Annotated in this window: 14 protein-coding genes; 1 reads left to right on the top strand and 13 read right to left on the bottom strand. The window is 35.7% G+C overall.

The window, feature by feature from the left end; translation table 11 throughout:
* Positions 1 to 54: 54 nt before the first annotated feature.
* The 12 genes from HDF25_RS22515 to HDF25_RS22460 form a co-directional block, all read right to left on the bottom strand.
* Positions 55 to 1,404, bottom strand: coding sequence for a lipopolysaccharide biosynthesis protein (locus HDF25_RS22515; RefSeq protein ID WP_184628651.1), 1,350 nt, complete (start codon positions 1,402 to 1,404; stop codon positions 55 to 57).
* Entirely contained in the window at positions 1,405 to 2,709 is a 1,305-nt protein-coding gene (rfbH, locus tag HDF25_RS22510; RefSeq protein ID WP_184628650.1) for a lipopolysaccharide biosynthesis protein RfbH, read from the bottom strand.
* Between the two features lie 37 nt (positions 2,710 to 2,746).
* Entirely contained in the window at positions 2,747 to 4,465 is a 1,719-nt protein-coding gene (locus tag HDF25_RS22505) for a thiamine pyrophosphate-binding protein (RefSeq protein WP_184628649.1), read from the bottom strand.
* A 7-nt stretch (positions 4,466 to 4,472) separates the two neighbouring features.
* Positions 4,473 to 5,384 carry an NAD-dependent epimerase/dehydratase family protein gene (locus HDF25_RS22500; RefSeq protein ID WP_184628648.1) on the bottom strand — a complete coding sequence of 304 codons (912 nt, stop codon included), beginning with the start codon at positions 5,382 to 5,384 and terminating at the stop codon, positions 4,473 to 4,475.
* Entirely contained in the window at positions 5,377 to 6,456 is a 1,080-nt protein-coding gene (rfbG, locus tag HDF25_RS22495) for a CDP-glucose 4,6-dehydratase (RefSeq protein WP_184628647.1), read from the bottom strand. The genes HDF25_RS22500 and rfbG overlap by 8 nt, the downstream gene beginning before the upstream one ends.
* 2 nt (positions 6,457 to 6,458) lie before the next feature.
* Positions 6,459 to 7,232, bottom strand: a complete 774-nt coding sequence (gene rfbF / locus HDF25_RS22490; RefSeq protein WP_184628646.1) for a glucose-1-phosphate cytidylyltransferase — start codon at positions 7,230 to 7,232, stop codon at positions 6,459 to 6,461.
* A gap of 17 nt (positions 7,233 to 7,249) precedes the next feature.
* Positions 7,250 to 8,284, bottom strand: a complete 1,035-nt coding sequence (locus tag HDF25_RS22485) for a ferredoxin--NADP reductase (RefSeq protein WP_184628645.1) — start codon at positions 8,282 to 8,284, stop codon at positions 7,250 to 7,252.
* A gap of 3 nt (positions 8,285 to 8,287) precedes the next feature.
* On the bottom strand, positions 8,288 to 9,385 hold the full coding sequence (locus tag HDF25_RS22480; protein WP_184628644.1) for a lipopolysaccharide biosynthesis protein: 1,098 nt from the start codon (positions 9,383 to 9,385) through the stop codon (positions 8,288 to 8,290).
* 71 nt (positions 9,386 to 9,456) lie between these two features.
* Complete coding sequence (locus HDF25_RS22475; protein WP_184628643.1) at positions 9,457 to 12,018, bottom strand: SLBB domain-containing protein; 2,562 nt, start codon at positions 12,016 to 12,018, stop codon at positions 9,457 to 9,459.
* A 33-nt stretch (positions 12,019 to 12,051) separates the two neighbouring features.
* On the bottom strand, positions 12,052 to 13,188 hold the full coding sequence (gmd, locus tag HDF25_RS22470) for a GDP-mannose 4,6-dehydratase (RefSeq protein WP_184628642.1): 1,137 nt from the start codon (positions 13,186 to 13,188) through the stop codon (positions 12,052 to 12,054).
* 81 nt (positions 13,189 to 13,269) lie between these two features.
* On the bottom strand, positions 13,270 to 14,127 hold the full coding sequence (gene rfbD, locus HDF25_RS22465) for a dTDP-4-dehydrorhamnose reductase (protein ID WP_184628641.1): 858 nt from the start codon (positions 14,125 to 14,127) through the stop codon (positions 13,270 to 13,272).
* Positions 14,127 to 14,801: a hypothetical protein gene (locus HDF25_RS22460; protein WP_260409444.1), complete on the bottom strand. Its 675-nt coding sequence runs from the start codon at positions 14,799 to 14,801 to the stop codon at positions 14,127 to 14,129. Before HDF25_RS22460 ends, rfbD begins: the two co-directional genes overlap by 1 nt.
* A gap of 408 nt (positions 14,802 to 15,209) precedes the next feature.
* Here HDF25_RS22460 and HDF25_RS22455 point away from each other — a divergent pair, with 408 nt between their 5' ends.
* Positions 15,210 to 15,575: a DUF6799 domain-containing protein gene (locus tag HDF25_RS22455; RefSeq protein ID WP_184628639.1), complete on the top strand. Its 366-nt coding sequence runs from the start codon at positions 15,210 to 15,212 to the stop codon at positions 15,573 to 15,575.
* A gap of 329 nt (positions 15,576 to 15,904) precedes the next feature.
* Here the strand turns inward: HDF25_RS22455 and HDF25_RS22450 are convergent, their stop codons facing one another.
* Positions 15,905 to 16,162 carry a hypothetical protein gene (locus tag HDF25_RS22450; RefSeq protein WP_184628638.1) on the bottom strand — a complete coding sequence of 86 codons (258 nt, stop codon included), beginning with the start codon at positions 16,160 to 16,162 and terminating at the stop codon, positions 15,905 to 15,907.
* Between the last annotated feature and the right edge of the window lies 1 nt (position 16,163).

Genomic DNA, 16,163 nt, shown 5'->3' with positions numbered 1-16,163 from the left:
TTCCTTCTTTCATTTAGAATAATAAAGCAGTATATATAAACAAAAATGGCCTTATCAATGCCATTCTGCTTTTTTAGTTTTAAAAATAATCCAAGACCATATCAAGCTTATAAAACAGATAATTGAACAATAACCAATTACTATCCCCATTAAGCCAAAAAGATGACCGAATCCAAAAGTTGAGGCTGCAGTTACAATTCCTACTATAATGGATTGAACTAGAAACGGTTCTTGTTTATGACAGCGCAAATAAGTTGCAAGGGCCGAAATGAACTGATTAATAAATGTCGTAATACAAAGTAATAGTGTCGGCAGAAAAGGTAGAAATCTATTTCCTAATGGTACTTTCAAAACCTGAAGTCCATATACAACAATAATAAAAAAGACCAGAGCCACCCCACAAATTAAGCTTGCTTGTTTTAAAGTTCTGTTAAAGACTGTATCCAGCTCTTCATAATCTTTTTTAGCAATCAGGCTTGAAAATAATGGCACTTTAGTATTAATCCAGCTCAATGAAATAGATAAAACGCCATTTAAACCAGCCAATGTCATCCCCATCTGACCAGCCACTACCGGTCCTTCAGTCGCAAATAATACGGGATTAAATAGCTGAAAAATAAAATAACCACTTATCCAACTTAAGGCGATGCGCCATTGAAAGGGAAAAATCTCAATCCGATAGTTTATCTTCCATTTTCCTGTCTGTTTCCAAATAAACAATAGTAGATCTTTTTTATAAGTAATGAGGATCCATAACGGGGGTATAACTAATGTAATTGTCACAGCCAGCGGGCTTGCTAATAATTTAAAACCAGCAACCAAAAATATAAGTAACAAGATTATTTGACAAATATATTGGTATAGCCTGATTTTCGCTACTTCCTTAACTTTTCCAAGTCCCTCAAGAAATGCAAGAATTGGGGAGACAATTAATGAACAACCAGTACAAGCGGACAATATAACCCATGGCATTTGCCAGCTTACAATCTCATTCCCTTTACTATATTTATTAAAAAATATGTATCCTGTTATAATTAAAATAACGATCAATAAAAAACCAACAACAAAGAACCATTTTACACAAAAATGTAATAAAGACGATAACCTTGATTTAGATTTTTCTGATCCTGTTAATTCTGCATTGCCATTCCATTCTAAATGAGCTGTTTCATGAGCAACAAACTGTGTTATAATATTTGACAATCCAAGTTCAAAAAAGATCTGGATTGCCAATATACTCCCAAAGGTAAAATAATACCCCTGTTCCACTTTAGTCAAATATCTAGCAATAACTACTATTGATAATATTCCTCCGCCAGCTTGAAAAACACGTGATAGAATTGTATAAATAATGGCGCCATCTATTCCAAGTTTATTAAACAAGGACCTAAAATATACGTTCATCTAAGAATTTATATAATTTCTTATTACATCGGCAATGTAATCATAATGACTTTCATTTAAACCAGGCCATACACCAAGCCAAAATGACTGATTCATAATTGTATCTGTATTTTTCAAATCACCAACAATCCGGTGTTCAATATTAGCATATGCAGGTTGACGCAAAAGATTTCCGCCAAATAGTAGTCTTGTACCAATTTTATTTTCTTCGAGGTGCTGTACTAGCATATGCCTGTCATTTGAATCCCCCTCCCTTAAAGTTAATAAAAACCCGAACCATGAAGGATCCGAATTTGGTGTCGCTTCGGGAAGAATAAATATTTCTTCAAATTCCTGCATTCTTTTATAAAGTGCTGCATAATTCTCTTTTCTCCTTTGAACAAAATGATCAATCTTATGAATTTGTGAAACACCAAAAGCAGCCTGCATATCAGTCACTTTCAAATTAAATCCAATATGAGAATAGGTATATTTATGGTCATATCCATAAGGTAAAGTTCCCAGTTCTTGTCCAAAACGACATCCACAGGTATTATCCTTGCCCGGCTCACAATAACAGTCTCTACCCCAATCTCTGAAGCTTTCTGCTATTTTAGCTAACTCAGGATTATTAACTACAACCGCCCCGCCTTCTCCCATAGTAATATGGTGTGCCGGATAAAAAGAGAATGTGGAAATATCTCCAAAAGTCCCTGTTTTTTTTCCTCTGTACGTTGCTCCTAACGAATCACAGTCATCTTCAACAACCCAAAGATTAAACTTTTTTGCAACACGCATCACTTCATCTAAATCAAATGGATTTCCTAGTGAGTGTGCAATCATAATCGCTTTAGTTTTTGGACTAACAGCAGCCTCAATCATATCTGCCTTTACATTATGAGTAGCAATATCAACATCAATAAATACCGGAATAGCACCAAATTGAATTATGGGATTAATTGTCGTAGGAAAACCAGCCGCAACAGTAATAACTTCATCTCCTGGCTTAATTGCTCTTTCTCCTAGTTTAGGTGAAGTCAGCGCATAAAACGCAACAAGATTGGCAGATGAACCCGAATTTACTAATAAGGCCTTATTTGCGCCAAAATATTGCGCAAAATCATGTTCAAATTTATTTGCAAAACGACCAGCTGTCAACCATCCATCTAATGCGGCATCTACCCCCAAAAGAATATCTTCTTCATCTAGTACCTTACCTGTAACTGGAATATAATTTTGTCCGGCAACAATAACCTGCGTTGAATTCTTTCTTGCAATCTCTCCTAAGCTTTTCTTAAGATCAGTATCTTTAATATTTTGTAACATTTAACGTGTTTTATATAATATATATTTTAAATATAACTTAAGTACCTTCCATTTCAATTGGCTTTGCAAAAGGCTCCATCTCTGTTATTGGCCTTCCAAAGGCTATCTTAGGATAAGTATTCGTATGAGGGTCTATCATAACCTGAAGTAATTGTGGCTTATCAAGATTTTCTTTCGTCCAAAACCAGGAGACAGCCTCCGTAACATCTTCAGAAACATCAATTGTTCTACTGCTTATTCCATAGGCATTTGCAACTTTATCAAAATCAGGAGCATCATAACCCCAATAAGTTGACTGATAGCGTGATTCAAAATAGCTATCCTGAAACTGCCTGATCATCCCCAGAGTTCTATTATTTAATACAACAATTTTAATTGGCAACTTATTTCTAACGATGGTCTGTAATTCCTGAATGTTTATCTGCATACAGCCATCTCCTATAAGGACAATTACTGGCTGCTTATCAAGAGCAATACTAGCACCAATTCCCGCAGGTAATGAAAAGCCCATAGCTCCCATACCTCCTGAAGTTAAAAAGTGCTGTCCTTTATTAATTTCCAAAGATTGAGCGGCCCACATTTGATGACTACCAACATCAGCCAAATATACTTTCGCAGCTTTACTAACTTTTGAAAGTTCATGCATGAAAACATTTGGATTTATACCTTTAGGGTCTAATTCATTAATATCTGGCCACCGTTCTTTTTGCTCATTAATATTAGTCATCCACTCTACGGGTAAATCAAAATGCTCATTGACTGCAACTTGATTAAATTTAGCAAAAAACTCTCTTAAATCCGTAATGATGCCAATACAGCTTTTCACTCTGTTATTAACCTCTCCACGTTCGCAATCTATATGATAGATCTTCCTGTTTCCAATAAATGCTGTATCTGCGCCTGTTTGTCTTATATCTAACCGGCTACCTAAAACAATCAAAAGATCACACTCTCCGAAAGCCAGATTAGCCCACCTATTTCCATAACTGCCAATAAAACCGACTCTAAGAGGATCGTTATATGAAATCGTATCTAAGCCAAGCAAAGTAGTAATAACCGGAACTTTAGTATGTTTAACGAAATCATCAAATTTTTGTTGACAATTTGATGATTTTATTCCTCTGCCAGCAAGTACTAGTGGTCTTTTCGCTCCCTTAATATCTTTAATTAGCTCCTCAAGAATTTCATTACTGATTGAAGGAAAACTAACTAAATTATTATCTTCAATATCGGGAGAAATCTGAGCCCGCTGAATATCCATCGGAATGTCTATAAGTACAGGTCCCGGTCTCCCCTCTAACGCAATTCTAAAGGCTTCCTCAAAGACTTGAGGTAATTCATCTGCCTCATTTATCTGGAAACAAGCTTTCGTAATTGGTTTTGCCATAGAGATAATATCAGTTTCCTGGAACCCTAACTGCCTAATCTCTCTATCCCCTCTGAGTTCGTGACGATTCACTTGCCCGGTGATAAAAATAGCCGGGCTAGAATCAAAATAACAACTACCAATCCCAGTCAACAGATTTGTGGCACCTGGACCACTCGTTGCAAGAGCAATTCCTGGTAAACCAGTAATTCTTCCATAAGCCTCTGCTGCAAAAGCTGCAGCCTGCTCGTGATGCATGGTCACTATATGGATATTAGTAGTTTGGTGAAGTGAGTCAAGGATATGAGTAATCATTCCTCCAGACAATTCAAAAACACTCTTAATTCCCTTTTTTTCTAAAAATCCAGCAATAAAATCTGATACTTTCATAAAATGCTCAATTTTTTATATAATAATTTAAAGTATTTTGTAAAGCTACGTTAAAATCGGTAAATTCTATTTTACCAAGTTGTGAGCATAGTTTACTGATATCACCTTCCATATGCATGGATTGGTTCTCTCTATAACTTAATGCTCCAAAATTTAATTTAAATTCTGGATTAATGTAAGCTCTGACACTTTCAATTAATGATCGAATAGTAATAGTATTATCCGCAGACACATTATAAATACCCGAATTAACAGACATTTCTAAAATCATATTTATGATATAGGTGAAGTCCTTAATATAGAGGTATGAATATCTCTGTTCACCGGGAGTAAGATCCATCTGGTTTTCATTTAACATCGACTTAACTAAAGATGGGATAAGCCAGTTAGCATTTTCTTTTTCTCCAAACAGAGAGAATAATCTCAACCAAATCCAATTAATATCATTCGTGTCACAGAATGTTTTTACTATCTCCAAACAGGATAATTTAATACTTCCGTAAGCATTTAAAGCAATCGTTTTATATTCTTCGCTAACTTTACCACTAATATTTCCGTATTCGGCTTGTGACCCTAAAAAGATAAATTTTTTTAATCTCACCTTCTTGGCTACTTCCAATAAATCGATCAGAAAATTAATATTCTTTGCCTGTTCAGCCCAGTTATCTCGGTCTTTGGATTCTACACCTATCCATGCGCAGTGCACTATAGTATCAAAGGAAGCTTTTACCAATTGATCCTTATATTTACCATCATCATCAATGTCTACCCATTGAATTTTATCATGGAAACCGAAACAACGCCAGGTATCTGAATTATTCCGTTTCAAACCAATCACCTCAATCCCATTTTGAACCAGATTTTCAGCAATATGTGATCCGATAAAGCCTGTAATTCCGGTAATTAATACACTATGCATTTAAGTACTCAATAATTTGCAATTCTGTAAAAGCATTAATACTCTCTTTCTTCTTTGAGAATTCAAGATACCATTTCATTGTCATTTCAACTGCAGTTTTAGCATCTAATTTAGGATACCAGTTCAATTGAGATACAGCTTTACTTATATCCAGCTTTAATAAGCCTGCTTCATGAGGCTGCCCTACTGTTTTTTGAACTTCATAAGATCCGCTTCCCCAGCAATTAATCGCTAACTTTAACATTTCTTCAACAGGAAGGGCATCTGATCCATAAGGGCCGAAATTATATGCCTCATTGAATGTTTGAGGTTCAGATTGCAGTTTGCCACCCAGAATAAGATAAGCAACGACAGGCTCCAGAACATGTTGCCAGGGTCTAACTGATTCAGGATTCCTGATAATTATAGTATGATTAGCATTCAGTCCTCTTGCTATATCGGGTATTAAACGATCTGCAGACCAATCACCACCACCAATCACATTTCCTGCACGACCAACAGCCAGTGCTTTACCATGTGAGGCATAATCCTTAACATTAAAAAAAGAGTTTTTATAGGAATCTATAACAAGTTCAGCACATGCCTTACTCGCACTATATGGATCATAACCACCAAGTCTATCTTCTTCTCTATACGGGTACACCCATTCGTTATTATGATATACCTTATCGGTCGTTATCAAAACGACGGAACATTTTTTTTTCAGTAGCTTTATTCCGTCTAATAAATTTGCAGTTCCGATAACGTTCACTTCAAATGTTTCGGATGGCATTTCATAGGAAAGACGTACCAATGGCTGAGCAGCAAGATGAAAAACAAAGTCAGGTTGAAATTCGACAATTTCATCTTTTAAACGACTTCTATCTCTTAAATCATCAATAACAGACTTACACAAAGTATCACCTTTAATCAGATTATAAAGATCATCTTCACTTTTGGGTTCAAGTGCATATCCCTTTATCTCAGCCCCGATAAGGCTTAAAAGTTTAAGCATCCAACTTCCCTTAAAGCCAGTATGACCAGTAAGGAAAATCTTTTTACCCCCATAAATTGTTTTCAATTGCTCAAACATACTTACCATATTTTCCAGGGCGAATTACCAGAATTCCACATCTCGTTTAAATCATGTTTATCCTTCAAAGTATCCATAGGGCGCCAGAAACCATGATGCTTATAGGCCTTCATCTCTCCGGACAAAGCTATATTTTGCATTGGCGCCTGTTCCCAAACCGTAGAATCTCCGTCTTTTATAAAATCAAAGACACCAGGTTGACACACCATATAACCTCCATTAATCCATGATCCATCTCCCTTAGGTTTCTCCAAAAATGAGCGTACTTCATTATCTGATGACAAATCCAGAGCTCCAAATCTACCTGAGGGCTGAACAGATGTAACGGTAAAAAGCTTTCCGTGCTTTTTATGATAATCCACCAAATCCTTAATGTTTATATCACCTACACCATCTCCATAAGTTAACATAAAAGGTTCATCTTTTACATACTTTTGTATCCGCTTAATTCTGCCACCAGTCATGGAATCATCACCTGTATCAACTAAAGTTATTTTCCATGGCTCAGCTTCTGATTCATGCACTTCTACACTATTATTTTTTAAGTCAATGGTCACATCAGATTTATGCAAGAAATAATTCGCGAAGTATTCCTTAACAACATATCCTTTATACCCTAAACAAACTACAAAATCATTGAAACCATATGAAGAATAAATCTTCATTATGTGCCAGAGGATTGGCATTCCACCAATCTCAACCATCGGTTTCGGTTTTAAAACCGTTTCTTCTGATAACCGGGTACCTAAACCACCCGCAAGGATAACTATCTTCATATTAATATTTTCTTTTCTTACACCTCTAAACTAACACCCTTTGTTAAAGGATGGCTGCAACATAACAAATACTCATCACTCAACAGATCTGTTCTTTCCTGACTTAACCCTATCATCTTTAAATCTCCATTTTTTAATTTAGCTTTACATGTATTGCAATTACCAGTTTGACAAGAATAAGGCAATTCAATGCCAGCGTCCAAAGCACATTCCAAAATGCTTTTACCTTTAACCACTTCTAAAATGTACTCCTGGTTCTCAAATTTTAAGTTAACCGACTGTGTCTGAACATCGTTAAAATCACCAGGATCTCTGATTAATTCAAAATCCTCTGACAATACTCGTGAATTGGGGACATTAAGTTCGGAAAGAGCTTCTTTGACCGAGTCCTTTAATCCGAGTGGACCACAGATATAGTGCTGGGATTGCTCTGCAATAATCCCTTTCATAACATTAAATACGCTTTTTTTATTGATTCTTCCCTGCACCAAAAAAGGAGAGGCATCAGTAACAGAAAGTAAGGTATGAAAATACCAAACTTTAAATCTTTCTGGATGTTTTATGAGTAACTCATTAATCAAGTTTGAAAAGATAGTACTTTCATGATTACGATTACCATAAACTAAATTAATTCTAATATCTGGATATTCTGCTAAGACATATTTAGTTAAGGAGATTAAAGGCGTAATACCACTACCTACTCCCCATAAAAAAATCTGGGATACATCTGCTTCATTATTTTCATAAATAAAATCTCCCATTGGAGACAGCACTTCTATACTATCTCCTACTTTTACTACATCATGTATATGATTAGAAACAATTCCATTATGAATCCTTTTGACAGTTACATCTAATGTCGTGTCGATTACAGGGGCAGAAGAAAAGGAATAAGGCCTGAGATAACGCCTCCCGTTAATTCTAAAAATCAGGGTAAGGTATTGCCCAGCCTTATACTTAATTTTTCTTAACGCAGGCTGCTTAAAACATACAGTCACTGTGTCCTGTGTCTCATTTATTTTATCTATAACTTTAAGTGTATACGTAACCATTCTTTAAGCCATTACAGCTGTTAAAATTTTCTTACCTAGTAAAACCACGCAAGTTAAAAACCCAAATAAAAAAGCTCCAACAATCATGCCTTTTAATTTCCCTAGTTTTTCAATTTCTAAAGGAAAAACCGGCTCGTCAATTACCTGTATTAAAGGCGCTTCTCTCAATAAGTTCATTTTTGAAAGTTCCAAATTTTTCAACAATTCTGCTAAAACTGCCTTATTCATTTCTGCATTAAACTGTGAACGCTGGACCGGTGCTATTCGTTGGACCTGACGCGTAATATTTAAATTAGGAGTTGCATCCGCAACTGCAGCAGCTGTATAGATAGAACCATTCATTACAGCTCTTACAGAATCTGTCTTATGTTGTAAGATTGCTACGTTTTCCGTAGATTTCTTTATTTTTGTCTGCACGTAAAAATCGTTTACGTTTTTCACAATTTGTTCATCGAAAGCCTTCGCAAAAAATTCATCTTTTGCCCGGACTTCTGCTTTGATAATACTCAATTTCTTATCTGGCTTAAATACGAGTAGATAATTTAAGCTAATATCAGATACGATGACTCCCAATATACTATCTTGCACTCGATTGAAAGTCGCACCTGGGGAATCAGACTGCAGTGGGCTAAACCGGATTCCTTTCAGTTTTGGATTTTTATTCCACTTTTCTCTGAGTTTGTTGATTGATATATACCAATCGACTAGTAATTGCTTCTTTCCATTCTTCTCTATATCAGTCAACAAGGTTTTTTCAATCATAGTGCGAGACTTATACAACTCAAGAATATTATCCCCCTGAAAAATACCACTCCCACCACTGCCACCAAGATCAATACCGGCCATAGAAGCTAGTGCACCATATTGCCCCATTGCTCCCCCCTTCCCAGCATCCTCCAGGACAAAACTAGTTCTAGCAATGTAAACAGGTTTTTTTATGTAAGCATATGCACCACCTAAAATAGCACCCAGTAATGCAAAAGATAAAATGACTATCCACTTAGATAGAAAGTAACGATACCATTCACTGATTTTCAGTATAAGCTCTTTTAAAGAAATTTCTTCTATTTCCTGCTTATGTTCACTTATTTTATCTTCCATATTGCGCTTTTCCAAGCTTTCATTCAATTTTAAATAAACCACTCATCTGGTCCTGAAGCAGAACCCTACATCTATTTACGAAATACAGTAATTAATATTGCAGCTAATGACGCAAGAGCGGTTGAGATTCCGACTAACCCTTGGATACCAAGCTTTTCCTTCGGAGCCTGCTTAGGAACAAAAATTTCCGCTCCAGGTTTAACACGAGGATAATTATTGAAAAATAAAAACTTACTTCCTGCATCTACTGACCCATTTGCATACTGAATATACGCGCTTTTCTTATTGGCATTATAAGTAAACCCGCCAGCTCCGTTAATATACTGTTTCATACTCTTATTTGGACTGTAAACAATATTTGTAGGTCTAAGAACTTCACCGGTAACTCGAACTGTTTGAAGTTGTTTCGGGACTCTGATGACGTCTCCATCTTCAACTAATAAATCATATTTTGAAGCAGGAGATTTTAATATTTTAACTAAATCAATACCGACAAGATCACTTCCTAATATTTTAACCTCTTGTATCAGCTGGGCGGTATCCTGTACACCTACTCCTTGCAGTCTTCTTAGATTAGCCAGCTTTTGCATCTCTTCTTCTTTCCTGTCAATGGCATTTTTATTTGAGGATCCCAATGATTTACCAGCCATAATTTTGCCATTCTTGTCCCTTACTACTTCTCCCTCAATTTTATCCGGTCCAGGTCTTTTTAAAGACGCTCCTTCAGCAAAAGAAAGTACCGTCAAACCTCCCGCTCTTTTAATTACATCAGAAATGCGTTCATCCTTTCTGGTAATCGTATATATACCGGGGTAAAGAACCTCACCTTCTACCTTAACCTGCTGCTGAACCTGATAGCCCTCAGAGCTTCTAATGGACACAATATCAAAAGGCTGAAGTACAAAAGTCGAATCCTGTACTCTCAAATCTCTGGAAATATTCACATTTAGTATCTCTGCAGTCTTAGCGGATATGGAGTTAGCATCACTATTCTTTATTCTCCTTGCAATCTCAATACGATTTGGAGTTGCTCCTTCTCTAAGTCCACCGGCCATTTGAATCAAAGCTTCAAGTGTCATCCCCTCGGCATAATCAAACGAACCTGGTGATCTCACTTCACCTTTAATATCTACCTTATATTCTTCTCGCAAATCAAAAATAGAAGAGATGGTCACCTTGTCTTCTCTTCTCAGGGGGATATCCTGCTCAGTTCCTTTTAATATCTTATCTACATCAAAAGATAACAAAGCCAAACTATTATCAGAATTCAATCTGGAAATATATCCCCTATTTAAAAAAGCATCTTCTTTTAGACCATCTGCCTTTTGAATTAATTGTTTCAAAGTTACCCCTTTTTCCAGCTCATATTGTCCTGGTCGAAATACAGCTCCAACGATTTCCACTCTGTTAGCAAAACGATCTAAAATAGTTTCTACCACATATTTATCACCATTCAGCGGGCTATATTTACTGAAATCATCTGCGTTTACATCAGTGATTCGTCTCTCTTTATTTGTGTTTTGTAGAACCTTAATTTTAGCAGTATACGCTTTATTTGAAAACCCGCCAGCAAAATTGATAACGTCCTCCAATGATTCATTACTTAATACCTCATATAGCGCTGGTCTCTTCACTTCACCTGACATCTCCACTCTTGTTTGATACACAGGAATATTAATTACATCCTGATCCTGAAGACGGATATTCCCAGTTTGCATTCCTTTTAATAAGAAACTATAAACATCTATTGTTGAGACAATTTTATTATTCCGAATCACCTGTATCTTTCTAAATGAACCATTATCATTTGGGCCACCAGAAGCATTAAGTGCATTAAACACTGTAGACAAAGATGATAAAGTATAAGAGCCAGGTTTTACAACCTCTCCCAGAAGTGTAACTTTGATGCTTCTTATATTACCAAGATTGATAGACAAACTAGTCCTACCGCTTCTTAAACCCGGGTAAGTACCAGACATCGCACTTCGAATTTTAGAGGTGGCCTGTTCAATGGATAATCCTCCAACAGAAACCAAGCCCACATATTGCACACGGATGGTTCCTTCAGGACTTACCTGAAGCTTATAATCCGCCTCGTTGTCTCCCGTCAAATCAATTATCAACTGATCATCAGGACCTATAATATAGCTTTTAGGAGTTGCCATCCTCAAATTAGGCTCAAACTTTATATCATTATTTTTAAACAATTCAGCCCCAAAAATTTTTGGAATAAGATTTCCGAAAGCATCCTTTAATTCAGCTTTCGCCTTATTATTTAAATTATATTTTTTATTACTTGTAGAATCTGAACCTTCGTAAGATCTCTCTGAAAAATCTTCACTAGGAGATCTTTCACTTACTTTATTGTCTGTATTATTACTCTTTCTGATTTTCTCAACCCTAATATGTAATTTTGTTACCTCTTCGGGCTTCATTCCTTGTGCAGCTGCCATTTGCTCCAACTGCGCATCATTATAACCAACAGACTCAGCACGTTGCATCAATTGACGGACTTGTGCATCTGTCAGTTCATCAACTTTTACATCAGAATAGTTAGTCTGAGCATAAACATGCTGACCAACTATCATATAGGAGAAAAACAGTAATGCAGCTATTATTTTTTTAAAATTCATATGGTAAACCTGTAGTAGTAATATGCTTAATTATTATTCAAAATGATTCAAAGTATTAAACCCGCCTTCTTTCAAGTATTCATCTTTCTTCATTAATTGTAAATCAGACTGAACCATTTCTTTAACTAACATAGGCAAATCATATTTGGGTTCCCAACCTAACTGAGTTTTAGATTTTGTAGGGTCACCTAATAATAAATCTACCTCAGTTGGTCTAAAATACTTAGGATCTACACATACAACTGTAGTTCCTGGCTTCAAATATTTATCATTTAAACCCAGAGATAAAATAAGGTTTTGATCGATATCGATAATTACACCCTTTTCATTTTCATCTCTGCCGCTAAACTCTATCTCAATGCCCAGTTCTGCAAAACTCATTTTAACAAAATCACGAACAGTCGTTGTTACCCCTGTTGCAATAACAAAATCTTCGGCCTTATCCTGTTGAAGGATCAGCCACATTGCCTCAATATAATCTTTAGCATGTCCCCAATCCCTTTGTGCAGACAAATTACCCAGATATAAACATTTTTGCAGACCCAAGGCAATTTTACTGGCAGCCCTTGTGATTTTACGGGTAACGAATGTTTCTCCTCTCAATGGACTTTCATGATTGAATAAAATGCCATTACTGGCAAACATTCCATAAGCCTCTCTATAGTTTACAGTTATCCAATAACCATATATCTTTGCGACAGCATAAGGTGATCTGGGATAAAAAGGAGTGCTTTCACTTTGAGGGACAGCTTGTACCAAGCCATATAATTCAGAGGTAGAGGCCTGATAAATTTTCGTCTTCTTTTCTAAGCCTAAAATACGTATTGCCTCTAATAACCTCAGCGTTCCTATACCATCAGCATTTGCAGTATATTCCGGCATTTCGAAACTTACCTGCACGTGGCTCATCGCTGCGAGATTATAAATCTCATCAGGTTGTGTTTCCTGGATAATACGAATCAGGTTCGTAGAATCTGTAAGGTCCCCGAAATGCAATTTAAAATTAACCCCATGTTCATGTTGATCCTGGTATAAATGATCTATTCTCTCCGTATTAAACAAAGAAGAACGTCTTTTGAGTCCGTGAACAAAATATCCCTTTTTTAAAAGAAATTCTGCAAGATAAGCTCCATCCTGACCTGTAACACCTGTAATTAGGGCAACTCTCATTTGGTTAATATTTTTTAAATGTAGGGACCAAAGATAAATGAATTATTTGATTTCTGAGAAATATATGACATTTGAAACGGCTTATAAATTTTGTATACAGAAATTCAAGCTATCTCTCCAATAGGGTATTTCAACATCCAATACAGTTTTGATTTTTGTCTTATCCATAACAGAATAATGTGGACGCTTTGCCTTGGTTACAAAAGCTGAAGAAGCAACAGGTAAGACTTTCATATCTACCTCAGCAAATTCAAAGACGGCCTTTGCAAAATCATACCATGAGGCTATACCTTCATTACTGTAATGATAAAGTCCGTATGCCTGCTTATCATTTTGTATAATATTTACAATAACCCTTGCCAGGTCCATCGCATAAGTTGGTGTACCAATCTGATCAAAGATAACTGTTAAGGTGTCCCTGCTCTGTGCCAGCTTTAACATTGTTTTCACAAAATTATTCGCCTTTTCAGAATATAACCAACTGGTTCTTAAAATAAAATACTGATCCATTATCTCCTGAATTCTTTGCTCTCCTTTCAACTTAGACAAACCATAGACATTCACTGGACTGGCATCCATATTCTCCGTTAATGGAATACTCGAACTTCCATTAAAAACAAAATCTGTTGATATATGTATCAGTGTCGTATGGTGAGCCAAACAATTTTCTGCCAGCCTTTTCACGGCAAACTCATTGATCTCAAAAACACGATCATGATCTTCCTCAGCCTGATCGACAGCTGTATAAGCTGCACAATTAATACAATATAAAGGTTTGTACTGTTCAAACAGTTTTGCTATCTCATCAGCATTTACAAGGTTCAGATCTTCTTTGGAAAGGAACACATAACTGAACATATCATTTTTTACTGCAACAACCTCAGACAGGCATTGTCCGAGCTGTCCACTACCACCAATTACGATAACATTTTTCTTCATTAATTTTTATTCCCAATATGAAATTGAATACCTATTGAAACAGGATTAAACAAGTATTCTGTCTTATGAAATTTATCCAAAGAACGTACGTTTGAAGCATCCTGAGGCACTGACTCCTGACGTTCATAAGAGTAAAAGAATTCCAGATTACTTTCCACGAAGATAGAAATTTCTTTAATAGGGTTGATTTTTATTCCTATAACCGGAGTAATTGTAAACCCTTCTTTGGTTGCTATGACTTGATTTGCAGGAATAACCACACTCGCCTCACCTGCCTGCGCATTTAATATTGGATTTATGTTGTTTGAAATTCCATCAAACTTATTTGATCTGTAGCCTAAATCAAGAGCTAAATAAGGTTGAATCTTGGAATAAGTAAGATTCTTTTCAAAACCAATTTTGAAAGCATAATCTTTCATTTTGCCACTGACGAGGTCACAATTATCACAGTTATTACGAAAACTCTCATTTCTATTCAAATAACTTCCGCCTAATCTGTAACTGAACAGGTTATCATTGAATTTCAACAAGAAACTATTAAAATAACTATTCAGATAGGTATTTCCAGCCGTCTGATTCATAATTTTCGGCATTTGCATATAGCTGTAACCTTTAATACCTACGCTATAGAGATAATCACCGTTAGTTTGTGAATATGCCAGAGTTGAGAGCATTATAAGAAAAAAAAGCAAGTATGTTTTTATCATAAGTGAGCAGGATCTCTGTTAAAATTAGTTAATAAAATACAATTCACTATCAAATCACCTAGTATTCCCGTCAAAGCAATAATTCGACCAATTCGGTTAAATTAAGTATTATCATTTAAAATTAACTATTTGATTACTTAATCCGGAAGTAAAAGGAATTTTATTATAGAAATTTAACTATTTCTATTTTAAGTGCTATCAGCAAACTTCATACTAACAGCGAACATTCAAATACGTACACTATTTTGGTCTATAAAATTAGTCAAAACCAATTTACAGTGTGATTGTTTATAAACAACAAATAATGTTCTGAATAAAATTAAAACTAAAGAACATTATCCGTAAACAAAACTAAATAACCAAAAAACAAAAAAGATGAAAAAAGTATTCCTTGCATTTGCAGCAGTGATACTGCTCTCATGCAGTGCTGCTATCGCACAAGACACAACCATGCATTCAAAGATGCATCATCAGAAAATGGCAAAAATGCACGACCATATCATGATGAAGAACGGAAAGATGTGGATGATGAAAGACGGAAAGAAAATGGAAATGACAGAGCCTGTCACTCTTAAAAATGGTGCAACAGTGTCCACTGATGGAACCGTAAAAATGAAAGATGGAAAAACATGGATGATGAAAAATGGAAACGTCATGAGCATGAATGGTAAAATGATGCCAATGAAATGGAAAAAACCCATGAATTCAAAAATGAGCAAAGATACTACTGCCATGCAATAACCATCCTGACAGAAAAGACCGGTTCTACTGGTCTTTTCTTCTTTATTTTTCCTTTTGGCTTTAGCAGGAGCCACAAGATGACAAACAGACTCTCGCCCTGACATATCGGAACTCTAATAACAAAGCCTCCGCCTACTACCTAGCTGAGGCCTGATCGTCAAAGTCTTTATAACTCCTTCTTACAAATTTTCCAATTTTATCTATTGATTATATTTACTAGAATAATTTAGATAAGCATCACATAACATGCTTTGGACAGCACATAACATACCTGATCAATAAATTGATATTATCCACACCTTATACCCTGAAAAAGACATGGGGTTAATTCACAAAATTTTTGCTGTTTTCAAAAAAAGCATCACCAAGGCTATACTTGAAATAAAAAAACAGCAAAACATCGGCATTGCATTACGCATTTGTATCGCTAAACGATTATCAGATATTTTATTAAACCATCTAACAGGATTGATAAATTCAAATGATAGCCATAATAAATCGAACTTTAACAAAGCTAACCCCATCATGTTACCGCCCCAGCCATTATTGTTTACTTGGCCTTTCTTTTGCAATATTTCACTTAGCAAA

The organism is Pedobacter cryoconitis (assembly GCF_014207135.1).
GTDB classification, from domain to species: domain Bacteria; phylum Bacteroidota; class Bacteroidia; order Sphingobacteriales; family Sphingobacteriaceae; genus Pedobacter; species Pedobacter cryoconitis_D.
This window is presented reverse-complemented; position numbering and strand designations above follow the sequence as displayed.

Excerpts from the sequence above, each read along its gene's own strand:
- HDF25_RS22515 (WP_184628651.1), bottom strand. The coding sequence starts at position 1,404 with ATGAACGTATATTTTAGGTCCTTGTTTAATAAACTTGGAATAGATGGC.
- rfbH (WP_184628650.1), bottom strand. The coding sequence starts at position 2,709 with ATGTTACAAAATATTAAAGATACTGATCTTAAGAAAAGCTTAGGAGAG.
- HDF25_RS22505 (WP_184628649.1), bottom strand. The coding sequence starts at position 4,465 with ATGAAAGTATCAGATTTTATTGCTGGATTTTTAGAAAAAAAGGGAATT.
- HDF25_RS22500 (WP_184628648.1), bottom strand. The coding sequence starts at position 5,384 with ATGCATAGTGTATTAATTACCGGAATTACAGGCTTTATCGGATCACAT.
- rfbG (WP_184628647.1), bottom strand. The coding sequence starts at position 6,456 with ATGTTTGAGCAATTGAAAACAATTTATGGGGGTAAAAAGATTTTCCTT.
- rfbF (WP_184628646.1), bottom strand. The coding sequence starts at position 7,232 with ATGAAGATAGTTATCCTTGCGGGTGGTTTAGGTACCCGGTTATCAGAA.
- HDF25_RS22485 (WP_184628645.1), bottom strand. The coding sequence starts at position 8,284 with ATGGTTACGTATACACTTAAAGTTATAGATAAAATAAATGAGACACAG.
- HDF25_RS22480 (WP_184628644.1), bottom strand. The coding sequence starts at position 9,385 with ATGGAAGATAAAATAAGTGAACATAAGCAGGAAATAGAAGAAATTTCT.
- HDF25_RS22475 (WP_184628643.1), bottom strand. The coding sequence starts at position 12,018 with ATGAATTTTAAAAAAATAATAGCTGCATTACTGTTTTTCTCCTATATG.
- gmd (WP_184628642.1), bottom strand. The coding sequence starts at position 13,188 with ATGAGAGTTGCCCTAATTACAGGTGTTACAGGTCAGGATGGAGCTTAT.
- rfbD (WP_184628641.1), bottom strand. The coding sequence starts at position 14,127 with ATGAAGAAAAATGTTATCGTAATTGGTGGTAGTGGACAGCTCGGACAA.
- HDF25_RS22460 (WP_260409444.1), bottom strand. The coding sequence starts at position 14,801 with ATGCTCTCAACTCTGGCATATTCACAAACTAACGGTGATTATCTCTAT.
- HDF25_RS22455 (WP_184628639.1), top strand. The coding sequence starts at position 15,210 with ATGAAAAAAGTATTCCTTGCATTTGCAGCAGTGATACTGCTCTCATGC.